This window comes from Terrimonas pollutisoli, from assembly GCF_029360765.1.
Lineage (GTDB): Bacteria > Bacteroidota > Bacteroidia > Chitinophagales > Chitinophagaceae > Terrimonas_B > Terrimonas_B pollutisoli.
Window position 1 is genome coordinate 41663 of sequence record NZ_JARKNA010000025.1, and the last position, 20754, is coordinate 62416.

Sequence of the window (20754 nt, forward strand, 5' to 3'; positions counted from 1 at the left end):
TCAATCTTGTTTATTCAAAACATTTTACCACACTCTGATTTTTTGTTTTCCACTTTGCCTAATTTCAAAAGGCCCCGGCGATGGATTGGCAACATTGCGCTTGTTGCCCAAATAATCTGTATCAATTTGTATTGCTGAACCATCAGGATTTTCAAAGGCCTGGTTTGGAATTGGTGCGGTACCCAGCAATGCAGTTGTAACCAATTTTCTTTTTTGTGCTGTCGTCCAGTTCTTATCGAAATTGATTTGCAGCCATGTGCTGGCTTTCTCATTAACCAGTTTAACTGCAGCATCAAAATCGGGCCGTACAAGGGCGTCAGTCTCGACCTTGTATTGTAAGGCTGGCAGTTCTTTCAATTTCCTGCTGCTAATTCTTTGATAGTCTTGTGGGTGAAGCTGGTTGGTTCCTTTTGTATATACATTCCCAATAAATTTTGCTCCCAGTAAACTGCTATCATAGGGCCGCACATTTCCTGCATTCACAAACAGGTTATTAATGAATTGTATTCCGCCACCCGGGTTATCATGAAGACCAGCCATTTCAGTAGAATGAAGTTTCTGGTAAGGTGTTTCCCGTTTTTCATAAGTGATCAGGTCGAGGCCTCCGCCAAAAAGATTATGCGCAAAAGCCACTCCATTTGCATTCATCTTCAAATTGGTAACAGAGAGCATAATATTGTTATCAACGAGAACCGGGCCATGCGTTACCTCTACAAACAGATCCCAGGTATTCTTGTGCAATAAATTACCGGTCACCTGTGCACCCTGTGCCATCCAATCGAGCCAAATACCGAAATAGGTATGATAGATCTGATTATTACGGATTTTGGTATCAATAGCTCCGTGAAACTTAATCCCCGCCATCTCCGCACCACTGAACAAACCTCTTGTGAAAATATCATGGATAAGATTGCCTTCGATGGTGCTGAAAGAACAGCCCATACTTCCTACGATACCTACCTGCTCACAATACGCCACTTCATTATTACGAACTATATGACTGCCAACTGTGTTCTTATTCCATCCATTTGCGAATGCCCGCTTTATTACTTCCACATAACTCTCTGCTCTTTCTGTACTCGTGTTGTCATATTCATCACCGTATTTGCCAAGTGCAATTCCTGCACAAATGGAGTATTGAATAATGTTGTTTTCAATAATCCATCCTTTACTCCAATTTGTTCCAATCAATCCTTTTTGTTCTGCAGTTGGCGGTGCCCAATTGGTAGCTGCGTGCTGCATGCTAAATCCCCGCACAGTAATATAATTGGTGAACGGTTTTTCTGGATAGAATACCGTTTGCCTTGTATTGATTTCTACTATTTCTTTATTTGGGTCTGAATACTTGAATTGAGCCAAAATAGTAGTGGTTGTCGAATCTACTTCAGCCCACCATAATGGATTGTTCAGATCTGCATGCCGCAACACAGCTTCTTTATCAACTGCTTCAGCCAGCCAATGACCATTGAGGTAAACAGCGCCGGTATGATATTTCCTCTGTTTGGGAGTTGGCCAAAACCAATCGCCACGAATCAGATCGGCGTATGGATTAAAGTTTCCAAAAAAGCTATTTGGAATTTTCATCTCCCAAGTATCCTGATTCAGTCTTTTCCATCCTGTGATAATCTCCGAACCTTTGATCTCTACTTTCTCACCTGTTGCTGCCTGGTAAACTATGCGTTCTTTTTCGGAACTACCGCCACGGGGAGGTATTATTTGCTCCCGGTATACATCGGCATGCACGGTAATTGTATCGCCGGGCATAGCTGCATTAGCTGCAGCCATGATGGTTTTAAATGGTCTGGATAAGGAGCCATTATTGGCATCGTTGCCACTAACAGACACATGATATTCTTTACCCGTTGATATTTTTTTTACCGGATTTGCCTTTGCAAATACGACTAAGCAACATACAATTAAACCAAAAAGAAATTTCATAATAAGGATTAACTAAATAAATAAAATGAAGATGAAGCTAAACCCGACTTATCTGCCCCGGATGATTAACGACGTTTACTAATTGTTCCAAATTTTTATTTTTTGTTTCCCACTTTGCTTAATTTCAAACGGCCCCGGCGATGGATTAGCAGCATTGCGCCTGTTACCCAAATAATCTATATCAATTTTTATTGCTGAACCATCAGGATTTTCAAAAGGCGCATCCGAAATGCTGGCTTTACCCAAAACCGATGATGTTACGAGTTTTCTTTTTTGTGCCAGCCAGTTTTTATCCAGTGCTATTTCGAGATACCCTCCATTTTCTTGCAGTAGCAAATTATACGTTGCATCAAAATCATTTTTCACCAGGGCATTAATTTCTACAGCTGACTGTTCTTTATATTTTTTCATTGTTTCTGCAGCATCTTTTTTCAATTCGCCCATTCCTCTTTTCTCTTTTACGCCAATAGCCCGAACAGATCCCTTTGTGTACACATTACCATCAAATGTTACCGGCAATAACGCACTGCTATACGGGCTAACATCACTTCCGTTTACAAACAGGTTGTTTATGAACTTTGCTTCTCCACCTGGATTATCATGCGTAGCCACCACATGCGTGGAATGAGGTAAATGATAAGGCGTTAAACGACTGTCATAAAATATCATACTGAATTTGCCGCCAAAAAGATTGTGGACAAAAGCAGTGCCCTGTGAGTTCATTAAAACGCTATTCTTTGAAAGCATAATATTGTTACACACCAAAGCGGGCCCATGACTTACTTCAATAAAAAGGTCCTGGTCATTATCACGAAAAAGATTGCCCTTTACTTGTGCCCCCTGCGCCATCCAATCGAGCCATATACCCAAAACGGTACGATAGATATGGTTGCCACTAATCACTACATCCACGGCACCATGAAATTTGATGCCTGCCTGTTCCCAGCCTGCAAATAATTTGTGAACATGGATGTCATGGATCTGGTTGTTTTCAATACGACTGAATGCACAGCCCATGCTTCCCACAATACCTGTTTGTTCACAATAGGCAATTTTATTGTTCCGAACAACATGCCCCCCAACGGTGCCCTTGTTCCATCCAAAAGCCAACGCCCGCCTGATCGTTCCTTCATAACCTTCGGCCGACTCAGTATTCTTGTTATCATGTTCATCGCCATGTTTTCCGAGGGCAATCCCTGAACATTTTGAGTATTGAACCGTATTGTTTTCAATAATCCAGCCACGACTCCAGTTGGTGCCGATGATGCCCATTTGTTCGGCGGTAGGTGGCGCCCAGTTGGTAGCCGCATGTTGCATCACAAACCCTCTTACGGTAATGAAATTGATAAAAGGTTTGCTGGGATAAAAAATGGTTTGCCGTACATTGATCTCAGTGGTTTCTTTGTTTGGATCCAGGTTTTTGAATTGTGCCCAGATGCTGGTGGTAGCAGAATCCACAACGGCCCACCATAGCTGATTTTTTTCATCTGCGGCCTTCATGACTTCCTGCTGCGAAGCTGCTTCCATCAGCCAGTCACCATTCAAATAAACAGCACCTGTATGATATTTCCGTTCTTTGGGTGTGGGCAAAAACCAATCGCCACGAATTAAATCTGCATACGGATTAAACTTTCCAAAAAAGTTATTGGGGATTTTTACTTCCCAGGTATCGTTTTCCAGCTTTCGCCAACCTGTGATGATCTCAGAACCTTTGATCTCTACCTTCTCACCCTTAGCTGCCTGGTAAACAATTCGCTCCTTATCTGAATTGCCTCCACGTGGTGGAACAATTGATTCACGATAAATACCTCCATGCACGGTGATAATATCGCCGGGCATAGCAAGATTAGCTGCAGCCATAATGGTTTTAAAAGGCTTTGCTGCAGAACCATCACTTGCATCGTTACCAGTTACCGACACATGATACTCCCTTCCTTGCGCAATCTTTTTAACAGAATTTACTTGTGCAAAAACAGGTAAGCTTATCAATGACAGTAAGGCAATAAAAAATCTTCTCATAATAATTTGGGATATACTTTTAGTTGTACCGTTTTTTCAATAGTTCCATCATATATACATTCACATCCCATTGGTTACAAATGGGTGCTGCGTTACCGGGTATATGCACCATGTAGGGATAAGGCCCAAACTCCGGTGCAATGGTTAATAAAGTATTTTCCTTTTTCTTTCTTTCTACCACCTTGTCCCACCATCTAAGATGCATATTCACTGCATGCTGCCATTCGGGCACACGTGGATCGGGGATCTGCGGACCACAGGGATAACCAACTCTTGCATGCAAATGCTCTGTACGCTCAATGGCCAACTGCATGGCTTCGGGCTGGTCGTCCAAAAATGATTCGGCCACGCATACCCAATGCGATGCATCGAGTGTGATCTTCAGTTCCGGGATTTTTTCCAGATAAGTTTTGGCAATGTGCGCTGCAAAGGAAAATTTATTTCGATGCGTTTCGTGCACCACTTGTATGCCTGTTTGTGCATTCATCTTTGATGCAGCTTCAATTAACGCACTGTTTTGCTCTATCGTAAAAAAATCTTTCCCGGTTTGCGTGTTGATCTTTACACAGGATAAGTTTTTTGCTTTCTGCAGCCAGGCATTATACAAATCGTAATGCTTTGAGAAGTCGGCATCATAGGTATCGTAATGCTGTACAATGATCTTCAGCTTATACTTTTCAGCCGTATTCCAAATTTCACTCAACTCTGCTTCTGTAGCAGTACATGCTATTCCCACCTCGAAACCATCATAGCCGGCGTTGCTAACTTTCTGACAAAAAACTTCCCAGCTTAAATCCTCACTTCCCCACCGGGGGCAAAAAAACTGAATGGGCATATTGTGAATTAATCTGTTTTCTTTTTTAGCACAAAATTTTTTCTAACTATCCCGGTTTGTCAATCATGAATTATTGCAACATAAAGCTTGCAGGTCCGAATGCCTTGATGGTACAGCTGAACTTGCCATTAATGATGCTGACGGACTTGCCATTTGTTTCGCCCCGAAGATTTACTGGGATGGCTTTGGTGAATGTTTTGCCTGCTGGTAAAGTAACGGTAACCATACCCGCACTGCCTGCTTGTTCCCATATACGCAGCAGAGTTCCTTTATTGCCATCGGCATCGTTGCCATAGGCAGTAACTACAATGCCTTTTCGGGAAAGCTCAATTCCTTTTTGCTGTGCAGGCAGTTTGCCTGAACTGTTTTCCTTTTTTATAACCTGTAATGGATTCCTTGCTTCCAAGGCGGGAACGGCCATTCGGTCTTCCGCTCTGGCGTTGCGATCAAAACTCCATATCCTTACACGGGAGCTCCAGGTACCGGGGTACCAATAGCGATAATTAGTATTCCATTGATTGTTGTATAAGTTGAGATATACGATCGGTTTTTTCGGAACAAAATCGAGAGAGAATTGCCAAATACCAGTTGTATCCAAACTGATAAGCGGGTGATCGAGCGGCGCCACTGCAATTCCCCGTCCTTCGGCATCGGTCATAGTAACACCCTGTCCCACTGAATAAATGTTTTTGTTAGCTCCTGTTGCAATGTCGGTTGCAGGATTCATAGTTCCCAATGGGCGGTAAACTTTAAAAACAGGGTTCTTCACATTAAACGGAAGTGCCAGCCAATCTGCTTCAGGCCAGTTGTCTTTTGCTTTATTAAGAATTGTTATTTCCAGGTCAAAATAAGGCTCTCCGTTTACCAATGTTACTGTTAATTGTGATGCCGGTAAATGATTGGCAGTGTCGGCAGGCATTTCTATGATCGCAGTTTGTTGTAAGGCGCTATTGCGAATCGTTAATTTGCCACCCGAAGGAGAAGCCTTGCGATAAGGCACCTGCTTTTCTGAAATCATTCCCGGTTTGTTGATGCCCGGATGCAACCAATCACCCTTTTCTGCAAACATTTGCCAGGCACGGCGTTGCTGGTAATCTGCAGTATATTTTGCCGATTGCTCGTAGGTAAACCGCTCGTTGATATATGCTCCGGTTTGGTTTCCCGATACGTTGGCTGCCCAATCGTAGCCAGTGCGCTTATCTATCAGCGACTGAATAGTGCCTTTATCGGCATCAAAACTTATTTTGTAAAATTGATTTTCAATAAACTGATTGGACGAAATGCTTACTACCTGTTTTTGAGATATAGGAACAGTAGTATAGCCACCCGCAGGTATATTTTTTACCAGCATGGATTCTCCATTTATCTCCACCAATCCACTACGCTGCCATGGCAAAGGGTTGTACACAATTAAACTATTGGGTGATGCTTTTACTGACTGTGCCAGCATTTTCAGATTGTCTTGTTTTATTTGATTGGCAATCCTAGAGGCATTACGGATATAATCCGTTTTATCTTCCCAGGAAGCTTCCAGATCAGCATAAGCTGTGGCAGGTTGGTTCTTAAATTTATCTCCATATTCTTTTACCGACCGTGAACCACCCCATGTATGTTCGGCATACAATGCCATCATCTCATAGGCTTTGGCTACCGAATCACTAATAGCAGGTGCAGGCAGTCCCCAGTTTTTCAACTGTGTATTGAGCATTTCATCAGCCTCCAATAAAGGTGCGGATTCTCTCGATAGTTTTGAACCACCGGGATCGCACATAGCTCCATGTACCCATGTATCGGGCATTTCTTTTTTAAAAACTGGTAATGCGGGTTTATCAGCAAGAAACTGCTTTACAAACTCGTCCATTGTGCCGGTTCGTACTTTAACCCCGGGCATTTTTTCACGAACTTCATCAAACAGTTTTTTTACTTCCTCCTCTTTAGGCGGGCCACTGTTATCCATGGTTACCAAAATTGCCGGCCACACTTTATATGGCCAATCAGCAGGAGGCAATAAATTTCGGCCAACAAATTTTTCACCGTTACTCCATTCGTGTGGCCAACTTAAACCTGTTGCTGTACCATAATTGCTTGAATAGAATGTAAGCAGCCGTGAACCATCAGGTCCCTCCCACCAAAATATGCCTGGTGTTTGCACATAACCACTGGGCCAGTTACAACCGATATGCAAAAACTTCACACCCGCATTGGCCAGTACTGTTGCCAGCTCACCTGAATGCGAAGGCATGTCGGTAACTTTGGCCGAAATTGGAAGCGGCAAATGATACTGCCGGGAAAGTCTTGAAGCAAAACCAAGACCTCTTGCAAGCACTTCCGGTTCGGATATATCGGTTTCAATTGTAAAAGGCATTGCATGGGTAATAAACCGGCCTTCACGGAATGCTTTATCCAGCTTATTCCTGCGCTCGTCGGTTTGTCCCTGCCAAGGTTCCATCACTTTCGACATTACCCATCCGGGAGCTGTCCATCTAAACTGTTGATCCCTGGATATGGATTTTGAAGAATCCATGACTTCAAGCGCCTTATCAATCATCTCAGTCCGGTAATACTGAACCAGGTCCTTCACACGATGAGTATAGCCGATATCGAAATGCGTTTTAAAAACCACAATGATCTCTTTCACCTTATCGTTCCTGACAAAAGGCTCAACCTGGCTACTTTGTGGCCCTTGCGTTTGTGCCAAACCATTCTTTACAATAAAGAAACAGACTGTAAGTAAGAGTAAGACAAGCTTCGATTGTTTCATTTCTCCGAGCATGGTTATAAATCTGTTTTTATTTTTAATACCTCAGGACGTAAGTAAGGTTGGTTGGCATCAATCGTTCCTTTCCATGAATACGGATCTTCACCTGCTACCAACACTATATCCCGCAGGTCTTCTGTTGGGTCCAACTTACCATCCTGGTCCCATGGCAGCATGGATTCGGCACTCATGTAGTGGTTGACCAACGCTGTACGGAAACAATCGGTTGTTTTATTTCTTAATGAGCTGTGTAAAGTATAGCCATTAAAGAATACGACCGAACCGCTTTTTACTTCCACCGGTATCATTTGATCAGGATAGGCAGATACATCGGCGGTATCTACATCGGCATACTCGTCGCTGTCATTTTTTACTCTTTTTATCATATAACCCGGGCGGCCGGGTATAATCCACAGGCAGCCGTTTTCAACCGTTGCATCGTCAATGGCTATCCATGCGCCTACCAGCGATTTATCCCTTGTAGGAATATAATATTCGTCCTGGTGCCATGATTGCCCTGCCTTGCCGGGCCCTTTTACAAACAGCATGGATTGCATGCATTTAAGATTCTTGCTTACAATCTTTGTAAGTATATCGATCACTTTTGGATGCGACAGGTATTGATGTATGGTTTGCGAAATCTTATGCGCAAAATGAATGGCAACGTATTTCTTTAGCACATTGGCATCGCTTCCGTTTTTTTTCACGCCCAACATGCCTTTTACAAAACCACGTTCACCTCTAAAAATGGCAATCGTCTCTTTTTTTAGCTCGTCAATCTCTTTCTTGGATAATAGTGCCGGCGCCACCAGGAATCCATACTCAGCGTAAAAGGCAATATTCTCTTTACTGATTCCTTTGCTATTTATTATTGAATGCTTGTTGTTCATAATATGTTTACTTAGTGTTGAATACGGTTTCAATGTCTTCAAGCGAACGCCCCCTGGTTTCTTTTAATTTAAACAGCATGTACACAAAAGCCACTGCACACAGAAAGGCATAACAAAACATGGTGTAAGCCACGCCTAATTGTTTGGTCATAACCGGAAAACTTAGTGAAACTGCGAAATCGGCCAGCCATAATGCCAGGGTGGCGACAGACAAAGCCAGGCTGCGGATAAGATTGGGAAATATTTCAGAAATATACACCCATACTACGGCGCCCATAGTGGCGCTAAAGGAAGCTACATAGAGCAGCATAAAAATGAGCACCACGTAATTTGCATAATAGTTATAATGAAAGCAAAGACCCACTGCTACCAGCGAACATCCCATCAGCAAAGAGCCGGCTAATAAAAGTTTTTTGCGTCCCAACCTATCCACCAAACCAATGGCAACAAACGTAAACACAACGTTTACCACGCCAATAATAACGGTTTGAAATAATGACGATGAACTGCTGACACCGGTTTGTTTAAAAATATCGGGAGCATAATAGATAATAGCATTAATACCCGTCACCTGCTGAAAAACAGCCACCAGTATCCCGATCCATAATACAGGCCGGCAGGCTTTACTGAAAAGCTGTTTTAAAGAAGTGCTGTGCGCTTCATGAAAACTGCGTTCAATATCAGCCACCTCATCTTCTATCGAATTACTATCACCTATTCGTTCCAGAATCATCGCAGCCTGTTTCTTTCTCCCTTTCATAATCAGCCAGCGTGGTGTTTCGGCTACAGGTAACAATAGTAACAAAAACAAAACCGAGGGAATGGTTTGTGAGGCAAACATCCAGCGCCAGTTATTTTCACCAATATCATCTAATAGATAATTAACAAAATAGGCCACCAATATGCCGATCACGATGGCCATCTGGTAACAGGATACCAGCCTTCCTCTCCATTTGGCCGGCGCCATTTCGGCTATGTACATGGGCGATACCATGGCCGCAGCTCCTACCCCCAAGCCGCCAATTAAACGAAAGAAAACAAATACTGAAAATTGCTGCGACAGACCGGTTCCAATTCCCGATAGAGCAAACAGGATGGCACAAATAATGAGTGTGAACCGGCGTCCGTACTTGTCTGCAAGCTTACCTGCAATCATTGCGCCGATAGCACAGCCGATGAGTATAGAACTTACTGCCCAGCCAAGCATGTAAGCATCCAGTTCAAAATATTTGGTGATGTAGGGAACCGTACCCGAAATGATAGCTGTATCAAAGCCAAATAATAGCCCGCCCAGTGCAGCTACCATGCTTGAGAGCATAATAAACTTCATGTTCGGTTCTTTTTGCGGGGAGTTTGCCGGCGGGCCGGTCTCCCTCTTTGGTGAGGCGGTAGCAATCGTTGAATTCACTTGATAAAATTGAGATTAATAATAAATGGCAAGATGCTTTTCATGGAGTGTTAAGCCGCAATCGAAGGCAGAAAATCCCCCATGAATACGCTGATTATACTACCGGAATACTGCTCATCAACTCTTTGAGCTCCGGCTCACTGCCATTGAATAATAAAGGGAAGAACCGGCTGTTGAGCAGTTCATCCTGCGGCATGGAAGGAAAACTTTCCAATGCCTCTAGGCGTTCATACCCTTCGGTATTGCCCTGCGTACCATCGGCCATAGCATTAATCACCACTGCCCTGCGTGAACGCTCAGAAAAATTGGCATAAGAACCGTGCATCATCAGCGGATGATGAAAGCTGGCATAGCCCCTTGGCAGTTCATTGGCTACTTTTTTATCAAAAGCAATACGCTGTTCTTCTGTAAGCACTTCTTTCACCGATTCCATATCGCCGGTAAGCCCGGTAATGGGCAGCAGGCCCCATTTGTGACTACCAGGTACATAGTAAAGGCAACCATTTTCTGTGCTGGCATCATCCAGTCCTATCCAGCAGGTGAGGTGTTGCATGGGTTTGGTAAAAGTCCAGTACGAAAAATCCTGGTGCCAGGCTACTACTCCTCCATGTTTGGCAGGCTTGCAAAAAAGTTGATCGTGAAAAAGCCTGATGGGCTGTCCCAAAAGTTGATAGGCAGCCATGCGGTAAGCAGGCGCCCAAATAAGATCGTGAAAGCCGGGCGTTACACGCCATGCCCCTATTGCATGAAACAACACCTTGCTTGGATCTTCCGATTCGTTGCTCTCATAATGATAGAACAACTCTTTCTCTTCGCCCGACACCGATTGCAGTTTTACCAGCTCCTCATTCAGAAGATCCACCTGTTCCTCATTCAGAATTTTGATACCGGAGATATATCCGTTTTCCCGGAAGAAATCAATCTGTTCTTTTGAAAGCACGTATTGTTCCCATTCTGCAGCTGTAGCAGGCTGCTTAAAAACAGAAGAAACAGGATGGCTGAAATCCGCCAAGTCCTTTACTGTTGCGGAAATAGTATTGTTGATCATGATAGATAATTTTTTGTTGATTTAATTTGATATTGTATGAGCATCTCCCTCGTGTTCCTGCTGTTGTTAAACTATAGTTTCAGAAAAACATTCATGCCACTAAAGGAAACATTTACTCGGGTGTGAATTGGTTTTTCGTATTTATTGGCATGTTAGCTCCCCACTCATAGTAGCGGGGAGCTAACATATCAATATACAATGGCTGTTTAGAGTTTACCTACTCTGCCATCCATTGCTTTTCTGCATAATTAATATCCCGTATTATTCGGCAAAAGCTTAGTATTAATTTGTGTTTCGGCAAATGGAACAGGGAAAAGCACATGGTGCGCCTTCATAACAGGAGGCGTTGCACCATAATAGGTTGTATTGGCTGCAAAGTGAGCATTCATCACCTCTAATGCACGGCCTGTTCTTACCAGGTCGAACCAACGATGGCCTTCCATGCATAATTCCAACCGACGCTCCGTTTCTACTGCCAGTCTAAAACCAGACTGTGTGAGAGCAACAAGTGGAGTTAATCCTGCACGCTGGCGAACCTCATTGATAGGATCCAAAGCTTCTACAGTTCTGTTGAGTTCATTCAGGGCTTCTGCCTTCATTAACAGCACATCGGCATAGCGCAGCACAATCCAGTCGTTCTCAGCATTAGTGGCGGCAGTGGCTTGTGCATCAATAAACTTCGCACAATAATATTCGGTGTTTAGTCCTCCAGCAGAATAAACGACTGAAATTGCAGCTCTTTTATCGCCGGCACTATACAAGCCTGCCCATTCGGGCATTTCATTGTTATAGCGGGCACCCGGGCTGCCTGCCATACTAACTGTGCTTGGCAGCATATTAATACCAATACTGTTTCCTAAACCAGGCAGCGCCCTGGTATAACGGACAGCGAAAATAATTTCATTATTCATTTCATTGCTGTTGCTAAACACGCTGTTGAAATCGCTTAATAATGAATAACCGGTTACCATATTTAAAGCCGTTAAGGCTTCGTTGTATTTTTTCTGTGTCAGGTAAACCTTACCCAACAAAGCATTGGCAGCTCCGCTTGTAACACGGCCAATATCGGCTCCGGTATAACCTGGAGACAAAACCGCTGCAGCTTCAGTGAGATCCTTCACAATTTGTGTATACACATCAGCTACCGGCTGGCGGCCATAATTGTAAGAGTCCTTGTAATCATCGAGAGGTGTGGTAACCAGGGGAACAGCACCAAAAAGTTGAACTAAATTGAAGTAGTTCAGCGCCCGAATAAATTTTGCTTCGGCCAGGTAACGGCTCCGTAGTGTTTCGTCCATTGATACGGATGCTCCTTTAACAATAACTAAATTGCTTTGAGCAATAGACTTGTAGGAGGCATTCCATATAGTGGAAAAAGATGCCCATGTTTGATCAAATGTAAAGCCGTCTAACAAATTATAAGCAGGGCCCCCGATCTGAGCCGTTGAATTGTCAGATGCAACATCGCCAAATGCCTGAAAGACCCCATTATAAATGGGTTGCAGTGTATTGTAATCAGCCGTCAAGGCACTTTTTAAACTTACGGCGTCTTTAATATAATTTACCGAATACACCTTATTAGGATCCGACAACTCAATAAAATTGCGCTTACATCCCGCTAATGCAGCGATTGCCAGCGAGCAGATTGTTATATACTTGATACGATATTTCATGATGAATGAAGATTAAGATTAAAAATTCAAATTAACACCTAAGATAAAGCTGCGATACAAGGGGTATGAGCTACCGTTGTCGAATCCTAAAGTAGCATCGTTGTTCACATTTGATTCAGGGTTGTATCCAGGATATTTTTTGGTAAACATGGCAAGGTTCTGCGAAGACACATAAAAGCGCAAACCATCAAAATAAGACGATGTCTTTTTAGGCACAGTATAACCAAGGGTTACATTGGCAATGTGCAGGAAAGATGCATCATGAAGATAGCGGTCTGACATAGCGTCTTGTGCAGGACCACCGGCTCTTGGCTCCATACCATTGCCAGGATTTTGCTCAGACTTCCAACGATCCAATACATTGGTTCTTGGGTTCACACTACCGGAAAACCTGAATTGATTACGGTCAATACCATACAAGTTTTTAGCGCCGTAAGAGCCACGCATAATGATATTCAAATCGAAATTGGCATACTGAAATGAATTCACCAATCCAAAAGTGAATTTGGGCGCTGCATTGCCTATGGCCTGCATATCTTTTACATCAACCTTACCATCGTGATTGTAATCCTCATATTTAACATCGCCGGGCTTCATTGTATTAGCCGCCCATTTGGGGCTATCATCTACATCTTTCTGACTCCGGTACACGCCAATTTGTTTATAACCCCAAAACTGGCCAATCGGTTTTCCTTCTTCAATTTTGTATCCATTTAGGAAACCTTGGAACAAAGGAACATGATTCACTAGCTCCAATACTTTGTTTCTGTTGAACGTGATATTGAAGTTGGTATTCCATGTTAAACGGCCTGTAAGGTTTTTAGACGCAATGCCTATTTCCAATCCCTGGTTTTGCACTTTACCAACATTTTCCAGAATGGTTAAAGCAAAACCATTGATGGCAGGAATATTTTTGTTAAGCAGCAGGCTGGAAGTAATCCTCCTGTACAGATCTACAGTTACAGCAAGACGATCTTTAAAAAATCCGGCTTCCAATCCAAGGTCTGTTTGCTGATTCTTTTCCCAGGTTAAGTTCGCATTCGACAATCCACCCGGTATATAGCCGTAGTTTACGGTGCCGTTGCCGGTACCAAAACTATAATTGGCTGAACCCATATAACTCTGCCAGGCATAATCGCCAATATTATAGTTTCCAGTGAAGCCATGGCTTGCTCTTAGTTTTAAATCGCTAAGAAAACTAAACTTATCCATGAACTTTTCCTCCTTAATACGCCATGCAGCCGATACAGACGGGAAGTTTGCATATTTATTATTGGTGCCAAAGCGGGAAGAACCATCCCTTCTGAAAGCAGCCCCCAGAATATATTTATCCTGGTATGCATAATTGACCCTTGCATACATTGAAGTCAGGTTGTTTCCTGTATAAGAACTGATAACCGTGGTTTGTCCGGCGCCAGCTACTGTATGCACTGCATCAGTTAAAAAACTTCCAGTCACAGAATTCACGGTTTCCATTGTGGATACGTTTTGCTGGGCAGAGTAACCTGCAACAGCACTAATATCATGGTCCCCCATGGTTTTATCATAGGCAAGATAATTCTCAGACAACCAGTTGTAATTCATCCCCACTTGTCGTTGCGCCCTTATGGCCGACAGGCTAGGGTTGGTAAAAGATGCTGTTGTAGACCCTGACCCCCCATAAGTTGAAGGAGTGAAAACATTGCGGCTGGAATTACTGTTCATAAAACCGAAAGTGGTTTTAAATTTCAACCCTTCCATAATCTTAGCCTCCAAATAAGTATTTCCCAGAAACACGGTCGTTTTGGTTTTGTCCTCGTAGAGATCTATTATGGCCATTGGATTGGTAAAGTTTGGCGAAAGCCCAAAATTGAGAGGGTCAATGGCCGGTTGCGCATAATTTCCATTGGCATATTTTACAGGAAATAAGGGAGGCATCATCGCTGCATTTGCTAAAATGCCATAAAAGCCACCAAGTGCACCAGTGCCGCCGCTAGTGCCTTCTGCACCATCTCCCCTAGTATCTTTATTAGTATTAACAATAAAAGAAGGCATTAATGAAACCCCCAGCTTAATTCTCTTCGTTAACTGTGCATCAAGATTAGCCCGCAAATTATAACGCTGATACCCTGTGCCCTTAACAATACCATCCTGCGATAAGTATCCACCGGAAACAGCATATTTTACTGCATCAGAACCACCACTTGCACTCAACTGGTAGCTATGTTGCAACGCATTTCTTAGTATCACATCCTGCCAGTCGGTATTGGGTAAATCGGCGGGCGGGTTTACAAAAGAAGCCGGCACAGCCTGACCTTTGTTGGTATAAACCTCTTTCATATACTCAATCAACTGTGGGGTATTTAATACCGATACTTTTTTAAGCGCCTGCTGCGTACCTGCATAGGCATTAAAAGCAAATTTGGTTTTGCCGCTGCTGCCTTTTTTGGTGGTTACCATTACCACACCATTCCCTCCTCTCGATCCATAAATGGCACAAGATGCAGCATCTTTCAGCACCTCCATCGACTCGATGTCTTGAGGATTAATCAGATTAAAGACTGCGTTATCGGGCAGTGGATAACCATCTACCACATATAAAGGGGAGTTGCCTGCATTGATAGAACCTGTGCCTCTTACCCTGATTACAGGAGCCTGACCGGGTGAGCCATTAGTGCTTTGCACACTTACACCCGATACTTGCCCGGCCAATGCCGCACCGGGGCTTAACACAGGCAAATCCCTTACCTGTTTTGAGGAAACTGAGGCAACTGCAGTGGTCAGCATTTTCTTTTTCAGGTTTCCATAACCTACCACCACCACGTCCTGAAGGGTTTTGCTGAGCTGGGTTAAGGAAACGTCAGCCCTGGTTCTGCCCGGCCCTACCTCAATCTCGCTGGCATTATAACCTGTAAAAGAAAAAACTAATATTACATTATCTGTGTCAACAACTATGGAGTACTGACCCTGTTCGTCCGTAGCCGTTCCTTTACCCGATCCTTTCAGTACAACACTCACATCTTTGAGCGGGCTGTTGTTTTCTCCCGTTACCACTCCGATAATGGATCTTTGCTGTCCTATAGCAGAGGAGCTAAGAAATAGCAGTAATAATGACGCATATATGCATCGCATGGCAAGTCGGCTCATCGTTATTTTTTTTGGTTAGTATAAATTTAGACCAGTAGTTACAAGACCCCCCTGCCGTTTGCGAATAAAAACCGCCAATTTGCGAATTACTTGTTCCAAAGAGCAATGGAGTCCAAATACAGGAACTATATAACAGAAAATTAAATACGGGCAGTAAAAACAAGACAACCCCTCTTTTTTTGTGAAATCTAAAACATGCAGATTACGTTTTATGTAAACACGGTTTTATCAGTTCATGTTTTTCAAGCCAATACATCAACTGCTCAGCTATTTCATGATTATAAATAGTTGGTCTTAAATGAGACAGACTCTTTTCCTGAATCGACTTACTCAGCATCTGAACTGCAAAATGTCCGATGCTTTTTTTGTATTTTTAAAGTATGATCAACTCTAACTTATTTTAAAATATTTGATGACTATATTGTGCCCTATAATACCAATATTGTTAGAATAACCCAACTGCAACATTCTGTCTTAAACTATTTAATTCACAGTTTTCCTGCTCCCCCAATAATTACTTCTTCCTCCCTGCTTTACAGCATCAGCCTTCAACAATAAGTCTGCAGCATTTTTATATAAAACAACTTCTTCGCCTTTCTTAAGTTGCAAAGCATAATCACCATTACTCAATTCTTTCAAATGAGCTTTCCCGCTTACGTGCAGTTTTCCGTTTATACCGGGATGAATAATGCAAGGTTCTCCGGCCAAACTTTTTATACGCACCCATTTTGTTTCACCATATTTACGCACTGCACTAATTAAAAATGCGCCTTCTGTTCTTAAATTTTCAAATGAAAGATCCTTCCATGAAGATGGCACTGCAGGAAATACCCTGATCTTATCGCCCCAGCTTTGTAATACCAACTCCTGGATAGAAGTAGCGGCAGCAAGTGGTGTTTCAATTACCGGCCCCTCTTCTAAATACATCGTGTTCGGTTTTGTATAACCGAATAATTGATTTAAATAATCAAGGGCTTTATCTCCCCTGCCCATTACGGCATGTATGGATGCACTGCCTGTAAAGGAGAATCCCGCAAACTCTGATTTAAGACTAAGCCAATGTTGCAATGATTTTTCTATCAGCGGTCTGTTTTCCGGCTGCTCCCAATTCATGCTACACAAAGGGTGAATCATGAGCATGTGTGAATAATGACGATGAGATTTACTAAATGCTACATCACGGCCTACCCGTAAACCATTTGCGTCCGTGGGATAATCGGTAAGATTAGTTAATACATCTTTCCATCTTGGCGCAAGTCTGTCGTTCGGGTTTATTTTTAATAAGGTTTCACAACCCCAACGAAACAATGACAAATCATAATTACAATCCCTGGTCGTACCACCGGGGTATTCAGGTGAATAGGTATATGGCAAATGCCATTTTCCATCTTCTTCTTTCGTCATCACATCCAGGTAATAGTTGATGCTTCCCTTTAACAATGGAAAAAGTTTTGCTTTTATATTTTCGTCCATCGTGTAGCGATACTGCAACCAGTAATTATACAAACACCAGGTAAGATTTCCCAGCTCGAGCTCCGATTCTGAAGCAGTTGAATCTCGTAATGGAGCCACTTTTATAGAACTGGATAAATCGATGGTAGCAACACGGCCCAATGCCAGTGCATTGTGCCGGTAACTTTCAGGTACATTCCTGCGCAGGTTTTCTTTGCCCTCATCAATCATTTTCACAAGCCCGTTAGCTAATTCTAACTGGTTGGCTGCGTAAAGCGGTGAATAGGTGAGCTGAACATTCAGGTTAAACCAGTAAGCCGGCCATGGTGTGTACCGAAACCAAGGGCCCATCAGATCTAAAGCTGGTCTTTCGTTCCTGGTAGCTGATGCCAGTTTATATTGTTGTATCCAATAAAAGCTTTCCATCCGTGCATCCGGTAACGACATAAAACTCTTGGGATAATAATTGTGCCACCACTGCCTGTGTACATTCAGCAATTGCTGCACCTTATCTTTTGCAGCATTGCTTACAGTTTGTATTGCTTCTTTAGCTGAAGTCTGGTTTCTGTTGAGGGCAACTGATATGTAGCATGTTTTGCTATTCGCTTTATTTTTTGTTGCCCATGCCGTGGTATAATCGCCACCGGCAAGCATCGGTTGTTTGCAATAGTTAACGGCTCCGTCGCTTGCAAGAATAGAGGGTGGATTTGCCACATATCCTTTAGGAATTCCCCGGTACTTTGTGCGGCTATTGATGGAAACTTCGGGATAAAACTGCCACTGAAATTTTCTTCCACCAGCACTCGCATTTGTTTCAAAAATAATCACATTCGCTTGTGAAAGTGTAACTGTCCGCCATTGAATGGTTCCTTTATCGGTTACAATCGTTCCATTGGCTTCAGCATTCCATAAATCAAGCCTGGCGGTATTTTTTAAAATTTTCCCTTCAGGTTTAAGTTCAAAATACCCGATGGGCAAACGGGCTTTATCTCTACTATCTATTACATCCGTACGACCAATCTCCAGGCGCAAAGCATTGCTATCCTTCATGTACAGCATAGTACCCAGCAAACCATTGCCGGTAAAAACCCCCTCTTCCCATTTGGTAGTAAGCGTATCATAAACCATATCGTTGCGGGAAAGAAATTTTTGCCAATTAACCCCTGTTTTAGATTGGGCAATGCTTGTTTGAATCAAGAATATTGACAGAATAATACTGCTTAATTTTTTCAGATTGATCATCATAAAAATTTAAATCTTCTAAAAGCCCATCCACCGCTGATACCCGATCCTACCAGAATTGCATCAAATTTGACATTAAACATATAGCTGTTTCAAAATTTACTGACTATCTGTTTCCTATCAACAGAACATTCTACAGAAAACGAATAACTCTTACACGACTACAAATATTTAGTCATGTAAGAGTTGCTTTCTCATGATGTTAAGAGAACGGTGGTGAAAGCTGGCAAGCGTGGCATCGTCAGATTAGTTTCACAATAAAAACTTCTGATTAAAAATAATTGACATTTTCAACCACCTTGTGTCAATTTGCGAAAAAAAATATGTCCATTTGCGAATGCAGGAACCTGTGTTTTTCAAGGAGTAATTATATGCAAATGGTTACCGATACAACAACAAATAACATACGAAGAAAGACAGCTACGACTTTGCCATTTTGTTTCTATATTCCAACGGCTTTAAGCCCGTGTATTGTTTAAAATACCTGGTGATATTTTCAAAATTCCGGAAGTTCAGTTCAAAGGCAATCTGCTGAACGCTAAGATCAGAGTTCCCTAATAAGAACTTGATCCTTTCAATTCTTACCCTCTTTATTTCTTCGAGAATGGAGCTTTTGATAACTGTCTGGAATTTCTTTTCCAGTACCCTGCGAGATACCACTGTTGCCTTCACTACATCTTCTACAGAAATATCCTCCGATGCAGCCATGTTGGCAATATAGTGCAGTGCAGTACGCACATGCTCGTCATCTAAGGCTAATGCATTGGTTGAATTTCGGGTGATAATGGTACCCACTTCCATCATTATATTGGCCGCCGGTTTTTGGCCATACTCCATCCAACGGCTTAAGGCCAATGCCGCCTGGAATCCCGCTTGCACGGCGTTGTGGCTGACACTTGACAGCGTAGGATTACTCATTTCGCAAATCATGGTATCATTATCTACACCAATTATACTAATGTCGCCCGGCACTTTTAGCCCTGTAGTATGGGCCGCTTCCAATAATGGAACATTCAGTTCGTCTGTAGCAGCAAAAACGGCGCATGGGATCGCTAATGTTTTCAGCCATGCTTGAAACTTTGCCGGCAGTGACTCCCACAACATCTTATTATTATCGAAAATAAACTCACTGACAACATGCCCATTCTTTTGAAGATATTCCACAAATCCTGCTTGTCGTTCTAAAGACCACTGAAAATCTTTGAACCCCAAAAAAGCAAAATTCTTGTATCCCTTTTTAATAAAGTGCTCGCCCACCATCCTGCCAATCCCGTTCTCATCGCCCCATAAGTTGATATGATCTTTATATAACTTAGTGTGAGGAGCAATGATGATCGGGATGTTTAATCCAAGAAGCTTTTTCAATCCACCGATTTCCCTGGTAAAAATTCCGTCGGGCTTCCAATCAATAATTCGCTTGAAAAGAGTATCGACATTTTCATCATGTATATACTTGGGCGAGTGAAAGAAAAACACAAACTTATCATGAAGTTTATTGTAATTAGTAATGCCTGTCAGTAAATCTCTGTCGTAGGCTCTGGATGCATCCAGTAACACGACGAGCTTTAGCTTATTCTTCATCTGAAATCATTTGGGCGTTTAGCCGAAAACGCTGTTTACGAGTCAGGTCGAAAATATAATGTCACTTGTTGCAAAAGCAAAAAAGCCAGTAAAGTTAATTATCAAAAATGGAGTGGTGCATAAAGATGGAACCAAAATTATTTTCCTTCAGTATTGCCATAATTCCTAACAACGGATTTTTACAGATGCTGAAATTTTCATTTCTCCCGCATTATTGGAACAAATGATCGGGCAGAATTAACGAATCTCCGCCACCACATTTTGGGTGATGTTGATACTCTGAAAAAAATCCTCACTCAAAAATTTCGCAAAGCCGAAGATATGGTGAGTTACGCTCTTAACCTGAACGTACTCACCGAATTAAGTAAGCTGTATGGAAAGAGAGCTGATATAAAAGCTTAAGATTTTAAAAAGAGGATAAAAAAGGGGCTGACAGATTAAACAATCGTCAGCCTTACGACTGCTTACAATGAAAAAACTATTTACTATCTACCTTTCCCGGAAAGGAAATTTATGTCCGGAAGGGCGTATTTAAATTTCATCTATAAAAAATCACTATTGTCCGACTAAAATTATCGAATAGAAAATAGAAAGGGCAGTTCCGAAGAACCACCCTGATTAGTTAAGTTTGAGTTACCACACCTAAACTTCACTAAAGATGGTTAAAGATAAAAGTTTTGTCGGACAGCCGGTATTATCACAGATTTTAGATATAATACCCAGTTCTTTGATTTATAAAGCAAACCGAAAACATCAGGCCAACCGGTATTATAAGAAATTGCCG

The 20754-nt window shown here is 42.4% G+C and carries 11 protein-coding genes; all 11 read right to left on the bottom strand.

What is annotated here, in order from left to right; all coding sequences use genetic code 11:
- Positions 1–24 precede the first annotated feature (24 nt).
- Entirely contained in the window at positions 25–1938 is a 1914-nt protein-coding gene (locus tag P2W73_RS24395; RefSeq protein ID WP_276504721.1) for a right-handed parallel beta-helix repeat-containing protein, read from the bottom strand.
- Between the two features lie 78 nt (positions 1939–2016).
- The gene (locus P2W73_RS24400) at positions 2017–3957 is read right to left on the bottom strand and encodes a right-handed parallel beta-helix repeat-containing protein (protein WP_276504722.1); all 1941 of its coding nucleotides are present in this window, start codon (positions 3955–3957) and stop codon (positions 2017–2019) included.
- A gap of 19 nt (positions 3958–3976) precedes the next feature.
- Complete coding sequence (locus P2W73_RS24405; RefSeq protein WP_276504723.1) at positions 3977–4792, bottom strand: sugar phosphate isomerase/epimerase family protein; 816 nt, start codon at positions 4790–4792, stop codon at positions 3977–3979.
- A 70-nt stretch (positions 4793–4862) separates the two neighbouring features.
- Positions 4863–7553, bottom strand: a complete 2691-nt coding sequence (locus P2W73_RS24410; RefSeq protein WP_276504724.1) for a glycoside hydrolase family 38 N-terminal domain-containing protein — start codon at positions 7551–7553, stop codon at positions 4863–4865.
- A 14-nt stretch (positions 7554–7567) separates the two neighbouring features.
- The gene (locus P2W73_RS24415; RefSeq protein WP_276504725.1) at positions 7568–8440 is read right to left on the bottom strand and encodes a phytanoyl-CoA dioxygenase family protein; all 873 of its coding nucleotides are present in this window, start codon (positions 8438–8440) and stop codon (positions 7568–7570) included.
- A gap of 7 nt (positions 8441–8447) precedes the next feature.
- Positions 8448–9770: a sugar porter family MFS transporter gene (locus P2W73_RS24420; RefSeq protein WP_276504726.1), complete on the bottom strand. Its 1323-nt coding sequence runs from the start codon at positions 9768–9770 to the stop codon at positions 8448–8450.
- 172 nt (positions 9771–9942) lie between these two features.
- The gene (locus P2W73_RS24425; RefSeq protein ID WP_276504727.1) at positions 9943–10896 is read right to left on the bottom strand and encodes a phytanoyl-CoA dioxygenase family protein; all 954 of its coding nucleotides are present in this window, start codon (positions 10894–10896) and stop codon (positions 9943–9945) included.
- A gap of 248 nt (positions 10897–11144) precedes the next feature.
- Entirely contained in the window at positions 11145–12569 is a 1425-nt protein-coding gene (locus tag P2W73_RS24430; protein WP_276504728.1) for a RagB/SusD family nutrient uptake outer membrane protein, read from the bottom strand.
- Positions 12570–12587: 18 nt separating this feature from the next.
- The gene (locus P2W73_RS24435) at positions 12588–15695 is read right to left on the bottom strand and encodes a SusC/RagA family TonB-linked outer membrane protein (RefSeq protein ID WP_276504729.1); all 3108 of its coding nucleotides are present in this window, start codon (positions 15693–15695) and stop codon (positions 12588–12590) included.
- A 483-nt stretch (positions 15696–16178) separates the two neighbouring features.
- On the bottom strand, positions 16179–18389 hold the full coding sequence (locus tag P2W73_RS24440; protein WP_276504730.1) for a glycosyl hydrolase family 95 catalytic domain-containing protein: 2211 nt from the start codon (positions 18387–18389) through the stop codon (positions 16179–16181).
- A 420-nt stretch (positions 18390–18809) separates the two neighbouring features.
- Positions 18810–19970, bottom strand: a complete 1161-nt coding sequence (locus tag P2W73_RS24445) for a XylR family transcriptional regulator (RefSeq protein ID WP_276504731.1) — start codon at positions 19968–19970, stop codon at positions 18810–18812.
- Positions 19971–20754 lie beyond the last annotated feature (784 nt).